At 72.9% G+C, this 16180-nt stretch carries 14 protein-coding genes; 8 read left to right on the top strand and 6 right to left on the bottom strand.

Going from position 1 to position 16180, the window contains the following annotated elements; all coding sequences use genetic code 11:
- Window positions 1-114: 114 nt before the first annotated feature.
- The 3 genes from H3C53_01720 to malQ are packed head-to-tail and all read left to right on the top strand — an operon-like array spanning window position 115 to window position 4782.
- A complete protein-coding gene (locus H3C53_01720) occupies window positions 115-2301 on the top strand; it encodes an ABC transporter permease (GenBank protein MBW7915397.1) in 2187 nt (728 codons plus the stop codon).
- 37 nt (window positions 2302-2338) lie between these two features.
- Window positions 2339-3241: an ABC transporter permease gene (locus H3C53_01715; protein ID MBW7915396.1), complete on the top strand. Its 903-nt coding sequence runs from the start codon at window positions 2339-2341 to the stop codon at window positions 3239-3241.
- Complete coding sequence (gene malQ / locus H3C53_01710) at window positions 3238-4782, top strand: 4-alpha-glucanotransferase (protein MBW7915395.1); 1545 nt, start codon at window positions 3238-3240, stop codon at window positions 4780-4782. The genes H3C53_01715 and malQ overlap by 4 nt, the downstream gene beginning before the upstream one ends.
- 31 nt (window positions 4783-4813) lie before the next feature.
- Here the strand turns inward: malQ and H3C53_01705 are convergent, their stop codons facing one another.
- Both H3C53_01705 and H3C53_01700 read right to left on the bottom strand, forming a co-directional pair.
- The gene (locus tag H3C53_01705) at window positions 4814-6040 is read right to left on the bottom strand and encodes an ABC transporter permease (GenBank protein ID MBW7915394.1); all 1227 of its coding nucleotides are present in this window, start codon (window positions 6038-6040) and stop codon (window positions 4814-4816) included.
- Window positions 6037-6855, bottom strand: coding sequence for an ATP-binding cassette domain-containing protein (locus H3C53_01700; GenBank protein ID MBW7915393.1), 819 nt, complete (start codon window positions 6853-6855; stop codon window positions 6037-6039). Before H3C53_01700 ends, H3C53_01705 begins: the two co-directional genes overlap by 4 nt.
- Before the next feature lie 6 nt (window positions 6856-6861).
- Here H3C53_01700 and H3C53_01695 point away from each other — a divergent pair, with 6 nt between their 5' ends.
- The gene (locus H3C53_01695) at window positions 6862-7641 is read left to right on the top strand and encodes an alpha-hydroxy-acid oxidizing protein (protein MBW7915392.1); all 780 of its coding nucleotides are present in this window, start codon (window positions 6862-6864) and stop codon (window positions 7639-7641) included.
- Complete coding sequence (ruvA, locus tag H3C53_01690) at window positions 7638-8228, top strand: Holliday junction branch migration protein RuvA (GenBank protein ID MBW7915391.1); 591 nt, start codon at window positions 7638-7640, stop codon at window positions 8226-8228. Before H3C53_01695 ends, ruvA begins: the two co-directional genes overlap by 4 nt.
- Window positions 8229-8231: 3 nt before the next feature.
- On the opposite strand, the gene ald is transcribed toward ruvA, so the two are convergent.
- The 3 genes from ald to H3C53_01675 form a co-directional block, all read right to left on the bottom strand.
- Window positions 8232-9356, bottom strand: coding sequence for an alanine dehydrogenase (gene ald, locus H3C53_01685; GenBank protein ID MBW7915390.1), 1125 nt, complete (start codon window positions 9354-9356; stop codon window positions 8232-8234).
- Window positions 9357-9514: 158 nt separating this feature from the next.
- Window positions 9515-10495, bottom strand: coding sequence for a tRNA pseudouridine(55) synthase TruB (gene truB / locus H3C53_01680; GenBank protein MBW7915389.1), 981 nt, complete (start codon window positions 10493-10495; stop codon window positions 9515-9517).
- Between the two features lie 86 nt (window positions 10496-10581).
- Window positions 10582-12234, bottom strand: a complete 1653-nt coding sequence (locus H3C53_01675; GenBank protein MBW7915388.1) for a CPBP family intramembrane metalloprotease — start codon at window positions 12232-12234, stop codon at window positions 10582-10584.
- 170 nt (window positions 12235-12404) lie between these two features.
- Here H3C53_01675 and H3C53_01670 point away from each other — a divergent pair, with 170 nt between their 5' ends.
- The 3 genes from H3C53_01670 to H3C53_01660 all read left to right on the top strand — a co-directional run bounded on the left by H3C53_01670 (window position 12405) and on the right by H3C53_01660 (window position 14858).
- Window positions 12405-12785: a hypothetical protein gene (locus tag H3C53_01670; GenBank protein ID MBW7915387.1), complete on the top strand. Its 381-nt coding sequence runs from the start codon at window positions 12405-12407 to the stop codon at window positions 12783-12785.
- Window positions 12786-13454: a response regulator transcription factor gene (locus tag H3C53_01665; protein MBW7915386.1), complete on the top strand. Its 669-nt coding sequence runs from the start codon at window positions 12786-12788 to the stop codon at window positions 13452-13454. It abuts the gene before it with no gap.
- Between the two features lie 66 nt (window positions 13455-13520).
- Window positions 13521-14858 (top strand): HAMP domain-containing histidine kinase, encoded by a 1338-nt coding sequence (locus tag H3C53_01660; GenBank protein MBW7915385.1) that lies wholly within the window; start codon window positions 13521-13523, stop codon window positions 14856-14858.
- Between the two features lie 21 nt (window positions 14859-14879).
- Here H3C53_01660 and H3C53_01655 read toward each other — a convergent pair whose 3' ends face one another.
- Entirely contained in the window at window positions 14880-16022 is a 1143-nt protein-coding gene (locus tag H3C53_01655) for a dCTP deaminase (protein ID MBW7915384.1), read from the bottom strand.
- Window positions 16023-16180 lie beyond the last annotated feature (158 nt).

The following is a 16180-nucleotide window of genomic DNA, read 5'->3' as shown; positions in this document are numbered from 1 at the left end:
AGGTCGCCGGCGCGGGTCGTGGCGCCCGCGCGGCGGTCACGCTCCTCGCTGGCGGCCACGCTCCCGGCTGGCGGCCGGGCTCCCGCCCACGCTCCGACCCGTATGATGGCCCCCGTGACTGAACGGTTGGCACTGCTTGTGCTGGCGGCGGTGGCGCTGCTGGCGGTGTTCGTCGCGCCGTGGGGCGCCGTGAACCGGGAGACGGGCGCGCGCAGCGCCGTCATGATGCTGGACGGCCGCACGTTCGACTTCACCGGCCGCACCGACCCCGTAGATTTCCCCCAGCGAGGGGCGGTGCTCGTCGTCACCCTCCTCGGCCTGGCCGGCATCGGCGCGGGGGCGCTCCTCAAGGAGCGGCCGCGGCGCCTCGCCTGGCTGGCCGCCGGGCTGGTGCTGGTGGCGGGCACGGGGTGGGGCCTACAGAGCTTCACCACCGCCGTGGACGCGGCTCGCACGGGCGCCTTCGAGGCCGAGCTGCGCGGTGCCATCGAACGGCCGCGGCCCGCCTACGACGTCGCCAAGCTCGAAGCCGCCCTCGCCACCGTCGACGAACGCAGCCTCACGGAGAACGTGGCCGTCGTGGACGCGGCGGGGCTCGTCATCAGGCGCCTGCCTTACACGAACGCCGGTTTCGGGGCCGCCGCCTTCCTCGCCATCGTGGCCGGCGGCATCGCCATGCTGTTCGGGCTGCGGGCCGTGCGCGGCATGCCCGGGGTGGTGGACCGGCTCCTGCATTCGGCCGCCGTGCCGACGGCCGCCATCCTGCTGGCGCTCCTCGCGGCCGCCGTCGTGATCCTCGCCCTCCAACCCACGCCGCTGGGCTCGAGCGTGCAGCTCGGCGGTCCGTTCGAACGGCTGGTGGGGCGGCTCGATACCCTCTGGTACGCCTACTACTCCATGTTCCACGACTCGCTCGGGACCGTGAACGGCTTCGCCGAGTCGCTAAAGTTCGCCACGCCGCTGATCTTCACGGGCCTGGCCGTCGCCTTCGGCTTCCAGGCGGGGCTCTTCAACATCGGCGCGCCCGGCCAGATGGTCATGGGGGCCATCTTCGCCATGTTCGGCGGACTCTACATCCCAGGACCCAAGTTCGTGGTGCTGCCGCTCGCCATACTCGCGGCCGCGCTCGGCGGCGGCCTCTGGGGGGCGTTGCCCGGCTGGCTGAAGGCGCGCTTCGGAGCCAACGAGGTCATCAACACCATCCTGCTCAACTTCGTGGCCGCCTCGGCCTTGCTCTTCATCCTCTCTTCCGGCAACGTGTTCGCGGCGGCGGCGCTCCGGTTACTGGCCGTCGTCGGCGTCTTCGTGGTCGTGGTCTTGCTGCTGCTCGCGTTCAGGGGCGTGAGGCGCGCGTCGCGCCGGGCGCCGCGGGTCGCCTTCGCGGTCGGCGCCACCGTGCTACTGGCCGGCTGCGTCGTCGCCGGCCTGCCGCGGCCCGGCGACGCGCCCGTGACGGTGCAGATGCCCTTCAAGGTCCCCGGCAACGAGCCTAAGTCCAAGTCGTTGAACCCCTCCGCCACCATCCCCAGCCTCCCCGCCGTGCTCGGCATCGATCGCGGCGGCGTCAACGTCATCCCCGTCGACTACGCTGCCGTGGCGGCCGCCGTCGCCGCGTTGCTCGGGCTGTTCGTCCTGCCGCGGTTCCGGCGCCTGCGGCGGTGGCCGGCGCGGCTGGTCGGCGCGGCGGCGCTCGGTGCCGCCGCCTACGGCCTGGCCGCCCTGCTCGGTTGGAACTCCACGCCGACGGCGATACCGCCCACCAAGCTGAACCTGTCGTTCCTCCTGGCGCTGCTCATGGCCGCCTTCGTGCACGTCTTCCTCTTCAAGACGCGCTGGGGCTACGAGCTCCGCGCCGTCGGCCTCTCGCCGCGCGCCGCGGAGTATGGCGGCGCGCGCATCGCGCGCAACACGGTGCTGGCCATGACCATCAGCGGCGCGCTGGCCGGCCTGACCGCAACGCACTACGTGCTGGGCGGAGCGCTCGAGGACTACGCGCTCAGGCAGTCGATCCCGACCAGCGACGGCTTCGACGGCATCGCCGTCGCCCTCCTCGGCTTCAACCAGCCGGCGTTCATCGTGGCGGCCGCCTTCCTGTTCGGCGTCCTCAAGTACGGCGGTTCCGTTCTCAACATCACCTTCCCCAACCTGACGCGCGACGTGGTCAGCATGATCCTCGCGCTGGTGGTGTTGTTCATCGCCGCCAAGGGGTTCCTGCCCGCCCGCATGGTCGACCCGCTCAGCTGGGGCGAGCGGCGAAGCGGCCCCGTCGGCTCCGCGCCGGAAGCGCCCGAGGAGGCCTGACGTGGACGTCGTCTTGCTGCTCGCGCTCGGCTCCTCCATGATCCGCGCCACCACTCCGCTCCTGCTGGCGGCGCTCGGCGGGCTGTTCAGCGAGCGCTCCGGCATCGTCAACATCGCGCTGGAGGGCATCATCCTCTTCGGCGCGTTGGCCGCGGCCGTCGTCACGCAGTTGGTGGAGGCGCCGTTCGTGGCCGCCAACCCGTCCGCGCGCGTCTGGTACGCCCCCTGGCTCGGCCTCCTCGCGGCCATGGTGCTCGGCGCGCTCGTCGCCGGGGTGCACGCCCTCGTCTCCATCAAGTACAAGGCCGACCAGATCATCTCGGGCACCGCCATCAACCTGATGGGGCTGGGCATCCCCGCCGTCGTGCTCGCGGGCCTCTACCAGAACACCTCCATCTCCGACCCCGTCAAGAACCGCCTGCCGGACATCAGTCTCCTCGGCATCCCCGGCCTCAAGTTCAGCGTCCTCGTCTACGTCGCCTTCCTGCTGGTGCCGCTCGTGTGGTTCGTGGTGTTCCGCACCCCGTTCGGCCTGAGGCTGCGCGCCGTGGGGGAACACCCCGAGGCGGCCGACTCCTTGGGCATCAGCGTGACGCGCATGCGCTACGTTGGCGTCATGCTGTCGGGGGTGTTGGCGGGCCTGGGCGGCGCCTACCTGTCGATAGGGAACCTCAACCAGTTCGTGAGCGAGATGTCGGGAGGGCGCGGTTTCATCGCCCTGGCGGCGCTCATCTTCGGCAAGTGGCACCCGCTTGGCGTGCTGGGCGCCACGCTACTGTTCGGCGCCTTCCAGGCCACCGAGGTGCTGCTCGGCGGCGGCAAGCTCCTGCCGCCCACACTGGTGCAGAGCCTGCCGTACATCCTCACGATGCTCGTCTTGGCGGGCTTCGTGGGTCGCTCCGTCGCCCCGAAGGGGCTCGGCAAGGCGTGGCACGAGTGACCGGCGCCCGCGACCGCCGGTCTGGGTTGCTGCTGCACCCGACCTCCCTGCCGGGACCTCACGGGATCGGCGAGCTGGGGCGCGAGGCGTACGCCTGGGTCGACTTCCTGGAGGCGGCGGGTCAGCGCCTGTGGCAGGTCATGCCGCTCGGCCCGACCGGCTACGGCGACAGCCCGTACCAGTGCTTCAGTGCCTTCGCGGGGAACCACTACCTCATCGACCTGACGGAGCTTCACGCGGCCGGCCTGCTGGACGCCGCCCACCTCACGCGGATGCGCGCGCTGCCGCAGCAGCACGTGGCGTTCGGCGACGTGATCCCCCTGAAGCTCGAGCTGCTGACGGTGGCCGCCACGCGCTTCGCGGCCGCCGCCACCGCCACGGAACGGGCGGCCGTCGCCGCCTTCGCGCGAGAGCACGCGGCCTGGCTGCCCGACTACGCCCTCTTCATGGCGCTCAAGGAGGAGAACGGCGGGCGCCCCTGGAACGGCTGGGCGTCCGAGCTCAGGGGGCGCGACCCGGCCGCCCTCGCCGCTGCGCGGACGCGGCTGGCGGAGGCCGTGGCGCGGCACACGCTGTGGCAGTACTGGTTCTTCACCCAGTGGCAGCGGCTGCGCGACTACGCCAACGCCAAGGACATCGTGGTGTTGGGCGACGTCCCCATCTTCGTGGCGCTTGACTCCGCCGACACCTGGTCGCACCCGGAGCTCTACCACCTCGCGCCCGGCGGCGAGCCCACCGTCGTGGCCGGCGTGCCCCCCGACTACTTCTCGGCCACGGGGCAGCGCTGGGGCAACCCCCTCTACCGCTGGGAGGCGATGGCGGCCGACGGTTACGCCTGGTGGGTGGCGCGCGTTCGCGCCGCGCTCGAGCTGGTCGACCGGGTGCGCGTCGACCACTTCCGGGGGTTCGCCGCCTACTGGGAGGTGCCGGCGACCGAGGAGACGGCCGTGAACGGGCGCTGGGTGCCGGGTCCGGGCCAGGCGCTCTTCGACGCCCTCGCGGCCGCTCTTGGCACGCTGCCGCTCGTGGCGGAGGACCTGGGCGTCATCACCCCCGACGTCGACGCGCTCAGGCTCGCCAACGGCCTGCCGGGCATGAAGGTGCTCCAGTTCGCCTTCGCCGCCGACGCCGACGACCCTTACCTGCCCCACAACTACGAGGCGAACTGCGTGGTCTACACCGGCACGCACGACAACGACACCACGGCCGGCTGGTACGCGGCGGCGCCCGAGGCGGAACGCGACCTCGTCAGGCGCTACCTCGCCAAGGGGGACGACAACATCGCCTGGGAGCTGGTGCGGCTGGCCCAGGCGTCGGTGGCCTCCACCGCGGTCGCTCCCCTGCAGGACGTCCTGGGCCTCGGGAGCGCGGCGCGCATGAACACGCCGGGCACGGCCGCCGGGAACTGGAGCTGGCGCTTCGCGTGGGAGGACGTGCCTTACTGGCTGGCGCCACAGCTCCGCGAGCTCGCCGAGCTGTACGGCCGCGTGCCGGGGCGCGGCGGCGCCGACACGCCGTACCGCCGGTCGCGCGCCGACTGAGCGAGCGGCGCCTCGTGGCGCTACCCGCGCCTCAACTCCTGAAGATGACGGACTCGCGCTTGAAGTTCGCCAGGGCGAAGCGCAGGAGCAGCCCCACGGCCGCGGCCATGACGGCCCAGGTGACGAGCGTCTCGTTCCAGGTCGCGCTGCCGCGGACCACGTTGTCCATCAGGAGCAGGGTGTTGAGGACCGGCACGTAGAAGACCGAGTCGCTGACGCCGATCAGGTCCTTGAACTGCAGCGCCACCGCCGGCAGGATGAACAGGAACGACAGCGGCGCGACGTAACTCTGCGCCTCCTTGAACGAGCGCGCGAACATGGCGACGCCGAGGACGAGCGCCGCCACGAACGCGGCCAGCAGGAGGGCGCTGACAAGCAACTGGAGGACGCCCGCCGGGCTGACCGCCAGGCTGCCGCCCATCACCGCCACGACCTGCTCGGCCTGGTCGCCGAGGCGCGGCACGAACAGCCGCTGCATGACGAGGCTGCCGATCAGGAAGCCGACTATCGCCATGGTGGCCGCCGTCAGGCCGAACACCATGGTCGCGAGGAACTTGCCCGCCACCACCTCGGCGCGGCGCACGGGCGCCACGAGCAGCACCTCGAGGGTGCCGCGCTCCTTCTCGCCCGCGGTGGCGTCGATGGCGGTCATCTGGCCGCCCGTCAAGGTCCAGATGGCGATGAAGAACGGGATGAGCCACGACAGCTGGCCGCTGCTGCGCTCCGCCTTGCTGCTCGCGTCCACCGTGGCGACCTTCACGGGGGTGAGGAGCGCAGTGTCGAGGCCGGCCGCCGCCAGCCGCCGGCCCACGACGACCCCCTGGTAGGCGGTGACGGCCTGCTGCACCTTCGAGGCGCTCAGTTCGGCCTTCATGTTCCCGACCTTCGTGACGAGCTGCAGCTCGGCGCTGCCGCCGCCGGCGATGGCGGCGCCGAAGCCGGCGGGCACCACGATGGCCACCTCCACGCTGCCGTCCTGGACGGCGGCGGTGGCGTCGTCCACCGCCCGCGGTTCCAGCCCCGCGCTCCGCATGGCCTCCGTGAGCTCGGTGGGGACGGTGGCCAGCCCGACCACGCCGACCGGGGTGAGGGTCACCTGCTCCCGATCGAGCAGGTTGCCGATGAGTAGCGGCAGGCCGAGCATCAGGACGGGCACGAGCAGCAGCGGTATGAGCAGGTTGGAGACGATGGCGCGGGTGTCGCGCAGCGTGGAGACGATCTCCTTGCGCGCCAGCCGCCCGACGATCCCGGGCCTCACGCCGCCGCTCCGTTCGTGACGTCGAAGCGCCTCACGAGCCGGAAGAACGCCTCCTCCAACCCCTTGCCCTCGCCCTGCGCGGCCAGCGCCGCGACGCCGTCCTCCGCGATCTTGCGACCGCGGTAGATGATGCAGGCGCGGTCGCATAGCTCCTCCACCTCGCTCATGACGTGGGTGGAGTAGATGACGGCCCGGCCGGCGCTCGGGTAGGCCTTCACGAAGTCGATGACCGCGCGCCTCGCCACCACGTCGAGGCCGCTCGTGGCCTCGTCGAAGAAGATCACGGGCGGGTCGTGCAGGACGGCGCGCGCGATGACGATCTTCTGCTTCATGCCCGTCGAGAACCCGCCGGCGCGGCGCGTGAGGGTGTCGCCCAACTGGAGTAGGTCGTCGAGCTCGGCGATGCGTCGGTCGATGGCCTTGGGTTTCATGCCGTAGAGGCCGCCGAAGTAGTGGAGGATCTCGCGGCCGTCGAGCCGGTCGTACAGGCCCATGCCGCCGTTCACCACGCCGATGGCGGCCCGGACAGCCTCGCCGTAGTCCAGGCCGTGGCCGGCGATGGTGGCGTCGCCCGAGTCCGGCCTCAGCAGGGTGGCGAGGACGCGGAGGGTCGTCGTCTTGCCGGCGCCGTTCGGTCCGAGGAGGCCGTATACCTCGCCGCTGGCGACCGTGAAGCTCAGGTCGACGACGGCCTTGACCGGACCGAAGCTCTTGTTGATCCCGCGCACGGAGATGAGGTCGTCCACGCCGAAGATGTTAACAGACCCCCGCGAGCCCCCGCCGCGGGGCGCGCGCCCTAGGGCGCTTGCTATCATCGAGCCGTGAGACAGCGCGATCTGGCCGCGTTGGACGGCCACCAGTTCCTGCCGCGCGCCCTACACGACGTGCGGGTGGTGGACCCCTCCACGGCGGTTCACGGCGTGAGGCTGGCCTCGCCCATCGTGCCTCGGCGGCGCAGGGGCGACGGCCTGCCGCCGGACCTGCTCGTGGCGCTGCCCGCCGCGGCCGTGACGGGCGCCGCCGAGAAGCACCCGGCGGGACGGGTCGTGGCCGTGCTCCCGCCCGGGGGCATGGCCGAGCTGGTGAGGGACGTCAAGGCGCTCGCGGCGCTCGGGGTGGCGGCGGTGGGCGTGGACCTCGCGCCACTCGCCGACAGCGCCCCATATGGCGCGGTCGCGTGGCAACCAAGGTCGCGCGAGGACCTGGCGGAGCTGCGCGCCGCCGCCGGCTGCCCGCTCTGGCTCTTCGGCGTGGCGGGTGCCGCCGACGCCGAGGTGGCCGCCGAGGCGGGCGCCGACGTCGTCGTGGTGGGCGGCTGCCTCGGCCACCGCCTGGGCGCCCCCGCCGCCATCGAGCTGTTGCCGGAGGTGGTCGACGCCGTCGGCGGCATGGTGACGGTGGCTGCCGGGGGGTCCGCCCGCGACGGCGTCGACGTGCTGCGCTACCTCGCGGTGGGCGCCGAGCTGGCCGTCGTCGACGCGGAGCGGGACCCTGCCGACTTGGTCGCCGAGCTGACTTACGCCATGCGCCTCACCGGCTGCGCCAACCTCGGCGACGTCGGTTACGACGCCCTCTTCGCCCCCCTCTTCGACGAAGCGTGATCAGCTTCGTCGAGGGCGTGGTCGTCGAGGTCGGCGAGGGGACCGTGACCGTGGCGTTGGGAGGCGTCGGCCTCGAGGTCCTCGCGCCCAGCTCCACCCTGGCGCGCTGCGAGGTCGGCGCGCCCGTGCGCCTCCGCACGCAGCTGGTGGTGCGCGACGAGCAACCCAGCCTCTACGGCTTCCACCAGGACGAGCAGCTACTGCTCTTCAAGCGCCTCCTGGACGTCGGCGGGATCGGGCCCAAGCTGGCGCTCGCCGTTCTGTCGAACCTGCCCGTCGGGCTGATAGTCACGGCCGTCGCCAACGACGACCCAGGCCTGCTCACCAGCGCCCCGGGCGTGGGCAAGCGCACGGCCGAACGCATCGTCCTCGAGCTCAAGGGGCGCCTCCCCACCGAACTCGTCGCGTTGGGCGCGGAGGGCTCCGCGGCCGGGATCGGCGGGGCGGGGGAGGACGCGGTGGCGGCGCTCCTCGCCCTCGGCTACCGCGAGGGGCAGGTGCGCGGCGTGGTGACCGAGCTGGCCGCGCAGGACCGGAACGACCCGGCCGAGGCCCTCATCCGCAAGGCCCTGGCGCGACTCCGCTGAGCCTCAGGCCGTGACCGGGTGCGAACGCAGCGCGGCCGCCGCGTCGCTCGTCGGCAGGCCGAACGCGTGCCCGACGGCGGCGTAGGTGATGGCCCCCGCGTGCACGTTGAGGCCCTTCAGGAAGGCGGGATCGTCGAGGAGCGCGGCCGTTCCGGTCGCCGCCAGCTTCAGGGCGTAGGGGAGCGTCTGGTTGGAGAGCGCGCGCGTGCTCGTGTTCGGCACGGCGCCGGGCATGTTCGCCACGCCGTAGTGCACGACGCCGTCGACCACGTAGGTGGGCGACTCGTGAGTCGTGGCGTGGATGGTCTCGATGCAGCCACCCTGGTCGACGGCCACGTCGACGATCACGCTGCCCGGCCGCATGAGCTCGAGCATGTCGCGGGTCACCAGCTGCGGCGCGCGCGAGCCGGGGATCAGGACGGCGCCGATGAGGAGGTCGGTGGTGGGCAGCAGCTCCCGGAGGTTGCCGGCGTTGCTCGCGTGCGTCTGCACGCGCCCACCGAAGACGTCGTCGAGGTACTGCAGGCGGGCGTGGCTGATGTCGAGGAGGTTCACCTGCGCCCCGAGGCCCAGTGCGAGCTTGGCGGCGTTCGTGCCGACCATGCCGGCGCCCAGCACGGTGATCACGCCGGGCTTGACGCCCGGCACGCCTGCGAGCAGCACGCCCCTGCCGCCGTGTGCGCGTTCGAGGAAGTGGGCCCCCACCTGAGGCGCCATGCGGCCGGCCACCTCGCTCATCGGCGTCAGGAGCGGCAGCGCGCCCGAGGCGAGCTGGACGGTCTCGTACGCCACGGCCGTCGCCCCGCTGCTCATGAGGGCCTCCGTGAGGGGCCGGTCGGCGGCCAGGTGCAGGTAGGTGAACAGGAGGAGGCCATCGCGCAGGTAGTGGTACTCGTCAGCGACGGGCTCCTTCACCTTCATCACGAGGTGTTGCGCCCAGGCGTCATCCCTCGTGCCGAGCTCGGCGCCCGCCGCGGCGTACTCCTCGTCGGTGAAGCTCGAGCCCAGGCCGGCGCCCGCCTCGACCACCACGCGGTGGCCGGCCCGCACCAGCGCGTGCACCGCGCCCGGCGTGCACGAGACTCGGTACTCCTGTGGCTTGATCTCTTTGGGGATGCCGATGTTCATGTTCGCTCCCTAGGGGCCGGGCCGGTTGCCGCGCCCAGGTCAGGTTCTGAAGAACAGCCCCTCAGTGTATCGAGGGGCGGTGGCGCGGGGAGGCGCGTGGCGCGGCGAGCGGTACCACGCCCGGGCGGCGCCCCCGGGCGCCGCCCCGACCGCCCTCGTCAGGGCGTGAGACCGCGCTGCCACACGCGCAGGATGCGGGCGCGGCCGGAGGAGCCGGGCTCCACCACCGCCGCGACGGCGCCCTCGTCGTCGAGCAGCACGGTCGGCCCGGCCGGTACCAGCTCGGGCCGCTTGCCCTGCCTCACGGCGGCGGCCGCCGCCGCGTCCAGCCGAAGCCGGGGGAGGGGCAGCGCCTCGACGGGGTCGAGGGGCGGCGCGGTGGCGATGTCGTCCAGCGGGCAGCAGCGCGTGAGGTCGATGCCGCCGGCCGCCACCCGGACGAGTCCCGAAAGGTGCGCCGGCGCGTCGAGGGCGGCGCCCAGGTCGCGCGCGAACGACCTGATGTAGGTGCCCGCCGCGACCTCGAGCCGGAACAGGGCGGTTGGCAGGGGGGCGAGCTCCGGCGGCAGGTCGAACGAGCGTCCCGCGCCCGCCCGGGCCGGCCCCCAACCGCCGGGGCCGCGCGCGAACGTGGCAGGGAGCGCGTCGCGGCGCTCCGCGAACGCCAGCAGTTCGACGTCGTGGTAGGCGACGGGTCGCGCCGGCGGTTCGGTGGCCGAGCCGCGCCGGGCCGCGGCGTAGCTGCGTTGCCCGGCCTGCTTCACGGCGGAGAACGCCGGCGGGCGCTGCGAGGTGACCGCCAGGAAGCGACTCGCTTGCGCCCGCACCGCCTCGGCCGTCAGCGCCGCGAGCGGTCCGGGCTCGGAGTGCGCGAGGTCGGCGCCGGCCGCCGGCGGCTCGGCGTCGAGCGTGGGCGTGCCGAGGCCGAACGCGACCCAGGCGAGGTACGCCTTGCGGCCGGCGGTCACGAACGGGGAGAGCTTCGTGGCCTCGCCGGAGAGGAGCACGAGCACGCCGCCGGCGAGGGGGTCGAGCGTGCCGGCGTGGCCCACGCGCCTGGTGCCGAGTAGCCGGCGCGCCCGCGCGACGGCGCCGTGCGACGTGAGGCCCAACGGTTTCTCGACGGCGTGGACGGGCACCGGGCGATTGTACTAGCAGCTCGCGCGCCCGGCACCGCCGGCCCGACCCGCGCGGCCGGGGTGAAGCGCGAGGGCGCGGCGACCGCTCAGTAGAAGAGCGCCCGCACCCAGGGGCTCAGCAGGGCGGCGGCGAGCAGCCCGATGTGGAGCGTGAGCTGCGCGATCAGGACCTCCCAACCGCAGCGGCGTCGACGGTAGGCGTCGGCGAGGACGAACCCCATCGGCACGAGCAGCAGTAGCGGCGCCCCGAACGCGAGGGCGTACAGGGCCGCCGAGACCACGGTGGCGATGGTGCCGTCGTAGCGCTTCAGCATCGGCGCCATGGCGAACGGCCGGAAGAAGATCTCGGCCAGGGGCACGAGGATGGCGGCCGCCACGACGAGGGGCGAGACGCGCACGAGGTCGACGTAGAAGCCGCCGAGCGCCCCGCCGCCGAGGTAGTGGAGGTAGGCGAGGGTGCCGGCGAGGAACAGTAGTCCCCACCCCAGCCCGTAGCCCGCGTAGCGCGAGCTGCCGAGGAGCTTCTCCATGGCGTCGAAGCCGTTGGCCTGGACGCGGCGCCACGCCAGCAGCGCCAGGGCGGCGCCTAGCGTGAGGTAGAAGAGGCTCCGCATCTCGCCGCAGAGGGCGGGCGTGAGCAGGGCGAGCGGGTTGTCGTGCCGCACGAGGCCGTACACGACGGTGACGAGGAGGGCGACCAGCAGGCCGGCGACGAGCGTGCCGTAGACCTGGCCGACGCTCCAGGCGCGCGGCCCCTCCACCACCTCGAGGCTCGACGACGACGCGATGCGGCTCTCGCCGATCAGGTGCGCCCCGACGAGGAAGAGGAGGAGCAGGAGCCAGATGAGGGTGTTGCCCCTTATCAGCGAGGTGAGGTTCTCGCGCTTGAGGGACTCGCGCAGGGCGAGGCCGCCGCCGCTGACGTCGCCGGTGGCGTAGGCGATGAGCGAGAGCGCCCGCAGGTCGCGGGCCTGGGCGTCCACGTTGCGCGCGCCGCGGAGCTGATGCGCGGTGGCGAGGTTGCCGTTGGCGGCCTCCAGTTCGCCCTGGGCCCACTGCGCGCGGCCGAGCAGCGAGCGCACGTCGGCGTTGCGGTCGTCGCCCGTGAGCGTGAGGTAGCTCTGGAGCTGCTGCTCGGCCGACGCGGCCTCCCCGAGCCGGAGCCGCAGGTTGGCGTCGGCGAGCCGGTAGCGCGCGTCGAGGGGGTTGCCGAGGATGGCGGACTCGTAGGAGTCGAGCGCGTCGAGGTAGCGGCCCTGCGACTGCATGATCCGGCCGCGCAGGAACGACACCCGGCCCTCGAGCTCGAGGTTCCCCTGACGCGCCAGTAGCGCCTCGGCCGACTGGAGCTGAGCCTCGGCGTCGCCGGGGCGGTTGCCGGCCAGGGCGGCCTCGGCCAGCAACACGAGCGGCTCGGCCGTGTCGATCCGGTTCTGCACGCGCCGCAGGCGGTTCTCGGCGCTGACGTACTCGCCGAGTCCCAGCTCGATCCGCGCCAGGGCCAGCTCGGCGTCGGCGAAGTCCGGGCGGACCTGCAGGGCGTTCAGGCAGGCCTGACGCGCCGTCTCCAGGTCGCCGCCCGCCTCGAAGCGGAGGCACTGTTGGTAGTAGCGGTTCTCGTCGAAGTTCTGAGCGTGAACGGATCCGCCGACGGACGTGGCTAGTAGCGCCGCCGCCATCGCCGCGCGCGCCAGCGCCGCGACCCGACCGATCCTGACCAGTCCCCTGATGCCTGCCATGCGTTCCCTTCCGATCAGCGCGTCCGCCGCTGCCTAATGATGGCGTCCGGCGGCTCCCAGATGAGGTTAGTTCGTTCACTCGCGCTCCGCGCGCCGTGGTGGGCGTGCGGTTAAGGTTCCCTGAAGCCCACACGCCGCGGGGTCTAACGGTGCGTTGGTACCATCTTCCCATGAGTCTGGCGGTCTTCTTCATGCTGGGACAGGTGGCGCTCCAGCTGCCCGCCATGCCGGAGGGGACCGAGGTCAGGCTGGTCTCGCTCGACCTGCTGACCGTCTACGTCTCCGCGCGCGTGGAGGACGGGCACCTGGTGTTCCGTGAGTTCCCACCGCCCGGCACCGAGGTCAGGGTGCTCATCTTCCCGCCCGGCGAGGACGCGGCCGCCAAGGCCGCCGCCCTGGCCGGCGCGACGGCCTACACGGGCAGGGTGACGGAGGTGGGCACCGACGTCCTGCTCAAGCTCGAGGGGGTGGAACGCCCGGTCTCGCTGCGGCAGGTGCTGCTCGAGGAGCGCGAGGTGTGGTTGGACATCCCGGTCGGAGGGAGTCGCTGAATGGCGAAGAACCGCGTCCTCATCGTCGAGGATGACGTCGACATCCTCAGGCTCCTGACCCGCGAGCTGGAGGACGCCGGCTTCGAGGTGGCGGCCTACGACAGCGGCATGCGCGGCCTGTCGGCCGTCAGGGAGTCGAACCCGGACCTCGTCATCCTCGACCTCGGGCTGCCCGACATGAGTGGCCAGGAGATAGCGCGGCGCCTGCGCCACACCGGCAACATCCCCATCATCATCCTCACGGCCGCCGACGAGGTCGGCACCAAGGTCGAGATGCTCAACGCCGGCGCCGACGACTACCTCGCCAAGCCCTTCCACGTCGAGGAGCTGGTGGCGCGGGTCAACGTGCAGCTCCGCAAGCGCACGCTCGGCGTGGCTCAGAAGATCGGCGAGCTCACGATCGACCCGGCCAGGCGGCAGGTCTTCTGGGCCGCGGAGGAGGTCCGCTTCAGCCCCCGCGAGTACGAGCTCCTGCACTACCTGGCAGGCCAGCCCGGACGCGTCTACAGCCGCAAGGAGATCGAGCACAACGTGTGGGGTGAGGAGTTGCCGCCGTCGTCGAACGTGGTCGACGTGCACATCGCCAACATCCGCAGCAAGCTGCGCGACGCGGGCGGGTTCGGCGTCATCCGGACGGTGCGCGGGGTGGGGTACGCGCTGAAGTCTTGAGACGCAGGGCGGCGCCGGCCGGACGGCCGCGACCCTGCACGCCCCGCGCCGGGTAGGGGCGGGGTCGTGCCGCGCCTGAGGACGCCGGGGCTCGCCCTGAAGTGGCGGGTCGCGCTGCTCGCGGCCGCCGCCACGGCGCTGCTGGCGGGGCTCACGATGGTGGTGGCCTACCAGGTGGTCAGGAGCGGCCTGTACGACGAGCTGAGGCGCGCGCTCAGGGGCGACGCGGTGGTGGTCGCCTCGCTCTACAGCTCGGGCGAGGGGAGCGTGACGACGCGCCTCACGGGACCCACCGGCGGCATGGTGCTGCAGGTGTACGACCCGGCGGGGCGCCTGCTCGTGGCCAGCCGCCCCGACTTCGAGCGCCAGGAGATGGCGCTGCCCGCCGCCGACGTGACCGGCGGCCACGGGGTGCCCAGCATGTGGAGCGGCAGGGTGGGCGGCCGACCGATGGAGGCCGCCTTGGCGCCGTTCGAGCTGGGCGTGGTGGCCGTGCTGACCGACCCCTCCTACATCGGCGCCGTCCTGACGGAGCTGTCGCGCAACCTGTTCGTCGCCGCCGTGCTGCTCGTGGTGGCGAGCCTGCTGGTCGGTTACCTGGTCGCGGCCGCGTCCCTCAGGCCTCTCACGCGGCTCGCGCGGCTCGCCTCTACGCTCGGGCCCGAGCGGTTGGAGGCCATCGAGTACGCCGGGCCGCGCGACGAGGTCGGGCGCCTCACCGCCGCGCTCAACGGCCTGGTCGGTCGCCTGCGCGAGGCCCTCGACGCGCAGCGCGTCTTCCTAGCCGAGACGAGTCACGAGCTGCGGACGCCCCTGACCAGCCTGCGCGGCTTCCTCGACAGGGCCGTGCGGCGCGCCAACCCGGACAGCCGGGACGACCTCCTCGACGCGCAGCGCGTGGCGGGCAGCATGACGCGCCTGGTCGAGGACCTCCTCCAGCTCTCGCGCGGGCAACTCGTGGCGGACCCGCGGCGCCACCTGGTGGAGCTGCGCAGCGACGTGCTCGTGCCGGTGGCGGCGGAGTTCCCCGGCGTGGTCGTGACGCCGGGGCTGCCGGCGCTCGTGCTCGGCGACCCGCAGCGGCTCATGCAGTTGGTGCGGAACCTCACGGCGAACGCCGTGCGCGTGGCCAGCGACCCCGCGGCGGTCACGCTCGACCTGCATGTGAGCGAGACGCACGCCGTCGTGCTCGTGTCCGACGACGGTCCCGGCATCGCGGCGGCGACGCTCGAGCGGATATTCGAGAAGTTCTACAAGGGCGCCGGCGGCGGCTCGGGCCTCGGTCTGGCCATCGCGCGGCAGGTGGCCGAGCACCACGGCGGCAGCGTCACGGTCGAGAGCCGGCCGGGCGCCACGGTGTTCAGGGTGCGGTTGCCTCTGGTGGACGCCGACGAGGACGAGTGAGGCGGGCGGCGGCTCGCGCTGCTAGAGCTTGGGGAGCGTGACGCCGGTCTGACCCTGGTACTTGCCTGCCCGGTCCGCGTAGGTGGTGTCGGGGCGCTCCCCCTGGAAGAAGAGGAGCTGGACGATCCCCTCGTTCGCGTAGACCTTGGCGGGGAGGGGGGTGGTGTTGGAGAGCTCGAGCGTGACGTGGCCCTCCCAGCCTGGCTCCAGCGGCGTGACGTTGGCGACGATGCCGCAGTTGGAGACGAACACGCCCGCCGCCAGGGCGAAGTTGCCGGTCCCGGGCACGGTGAGGCAGTAGACGTCGTGTTCGCCCTTGAGGGGCCTCACCCGGGCCACGGCGTGGTTCAGGGCGCCCGACGCCCCCGCGGCGGCGCTCGCTCCGGGCTCGCCGGGGGCGGGGCGGCGCGGCCCGTTGCCGCCCGCGGCGCGAGCGGGGCGCCCAGGCGTCGAGGCGCGGCCCGCGCGCGCGGGCGCCCAGGTGCCGGCGCGGGGTTGGTAGACGACCTCGCGGCCGCTCCGAACCTCGCGGTACAGCGGCATGAGGGACGTGCCGGGCGTGAGCTCCGCCGCGGCCACCCAGGCGCCGTCTCGGCGCATGAAGTCGTGGTCGGGCGTGGCGTGGATGACGGCGCCGTCGTCGAGGACGATCTCGAGCAGCGAGTCGCGGCCGATGTAGCGGGGCGCGGCGAGCTCGGCGGCGACCACCCTGCCGGCGCCGTCGACGGTGTAGCCGCGGAAGCGCTCACCCTCGCGGTGCCGCTCCGCTAGGCGCTCGAGCGCGACAGCGCTCCCGTCCAGGAGCGCCACGCGGGTGTCTGCGGCGAAGCAGCGGGCGTACGACGACTTGCCGAGCGCGATGACCATCGTGTCTTCCGGCACCCGCAGGTACTCGACGGAGCGCGTGAGGACGAACGAGTTGGGCGGGATGATGCAGGTATCGCCCTCCGACTCGACCAGGCCGCGGGTGTCGAAGTTCTTGGGGTCGACGACCGTGTTGAAGGCGTTGACGAAGATGCGCCACTCGGGCGCGGCGCGCAGGTCGTAACCGAAGCTCGAGAGACCGTAGCTGATCACGCCCGCTCGCACCAGGCGCTCCTCGAACGGCGTGATCATCCCCTCGCGGGCCCTGGCCCGGATCCAACTGTCTGGCCTGATGCTCATCGGGGCACTCTACCAACCGCCGGCGGCGGCCGCCCGCGGGTGGCCGGCCTGGGGGGCGGCCGGCCCGGGGGGCGGTCGGCGGTCCGGGGGTGGCGTCCCGCCGGGCCGTCCGGGCCCCGTCGGCCGACTAGCGACTAGTGGTATCGGCGTGATATCAT

Source organism: Trueperaceae bacterium, from assembly GCA_019454765.1.
GTDB lineage: Bacteria > Deinococcota > Deinococci > Deinococcales > Trueperaceae > JAAYYF01.
This window is presented reverse-complemented; position numbering and strand designations above follow the sequence as displayed.

Bases quoted from the DNA above. Each gene is read 5' to 3' on its own strand.
- ald (MBW7915390.1), bottom strand. From the start codon at position 9,356: ATGAACATCGGCATCCCCAAAGAGATCAAGCCACAGGAGTACCGAGTC.
- H3C53_01655 (MBW7915384.1), bottom strand. From the start codon at position 16,022: ATGAGCATCAGGCCAGACAGTTGGATCCGGGCCAGGGCCCGCGAGGGG.
- H3C53_01670 (MBW7915387.1), top strand. From the start codon at position 12,405: ATGAGTCTGGCGGTCTTCTTCATGCTGGGACAGGTGGCGCTCCAGCTG.
- H3C53_01665 (MBW7915386.1), top strand. From the start codon at position 12,786: ATGGCGAAGAACCGCGTCCTCATCGTCGAGGATGACGTCGACATCCTC.
- H3C53_01715 (MBW7915396.1), top strand. From the start codon at position 2,339: ATGATCCGCGCCACCACTCCGCTCCTGCTGGCGGCGCTCGGCGGGCTG.
- H3C53_01675 (MBW7915388.1), bottom strand. From the start codon at position 12,234: ATGGCAGGCATCAGGGGACTGGTCAGGATCGGTCGGGTCGCGGCGCTG.
- H3C53_01700 (MBW7915393.1), bottom strand. From the start codon at position 6,855: ATGATAGCAAGCGCCCTAGGGCGCGCGCCCCGCGGCGGGGGCTCGCGG.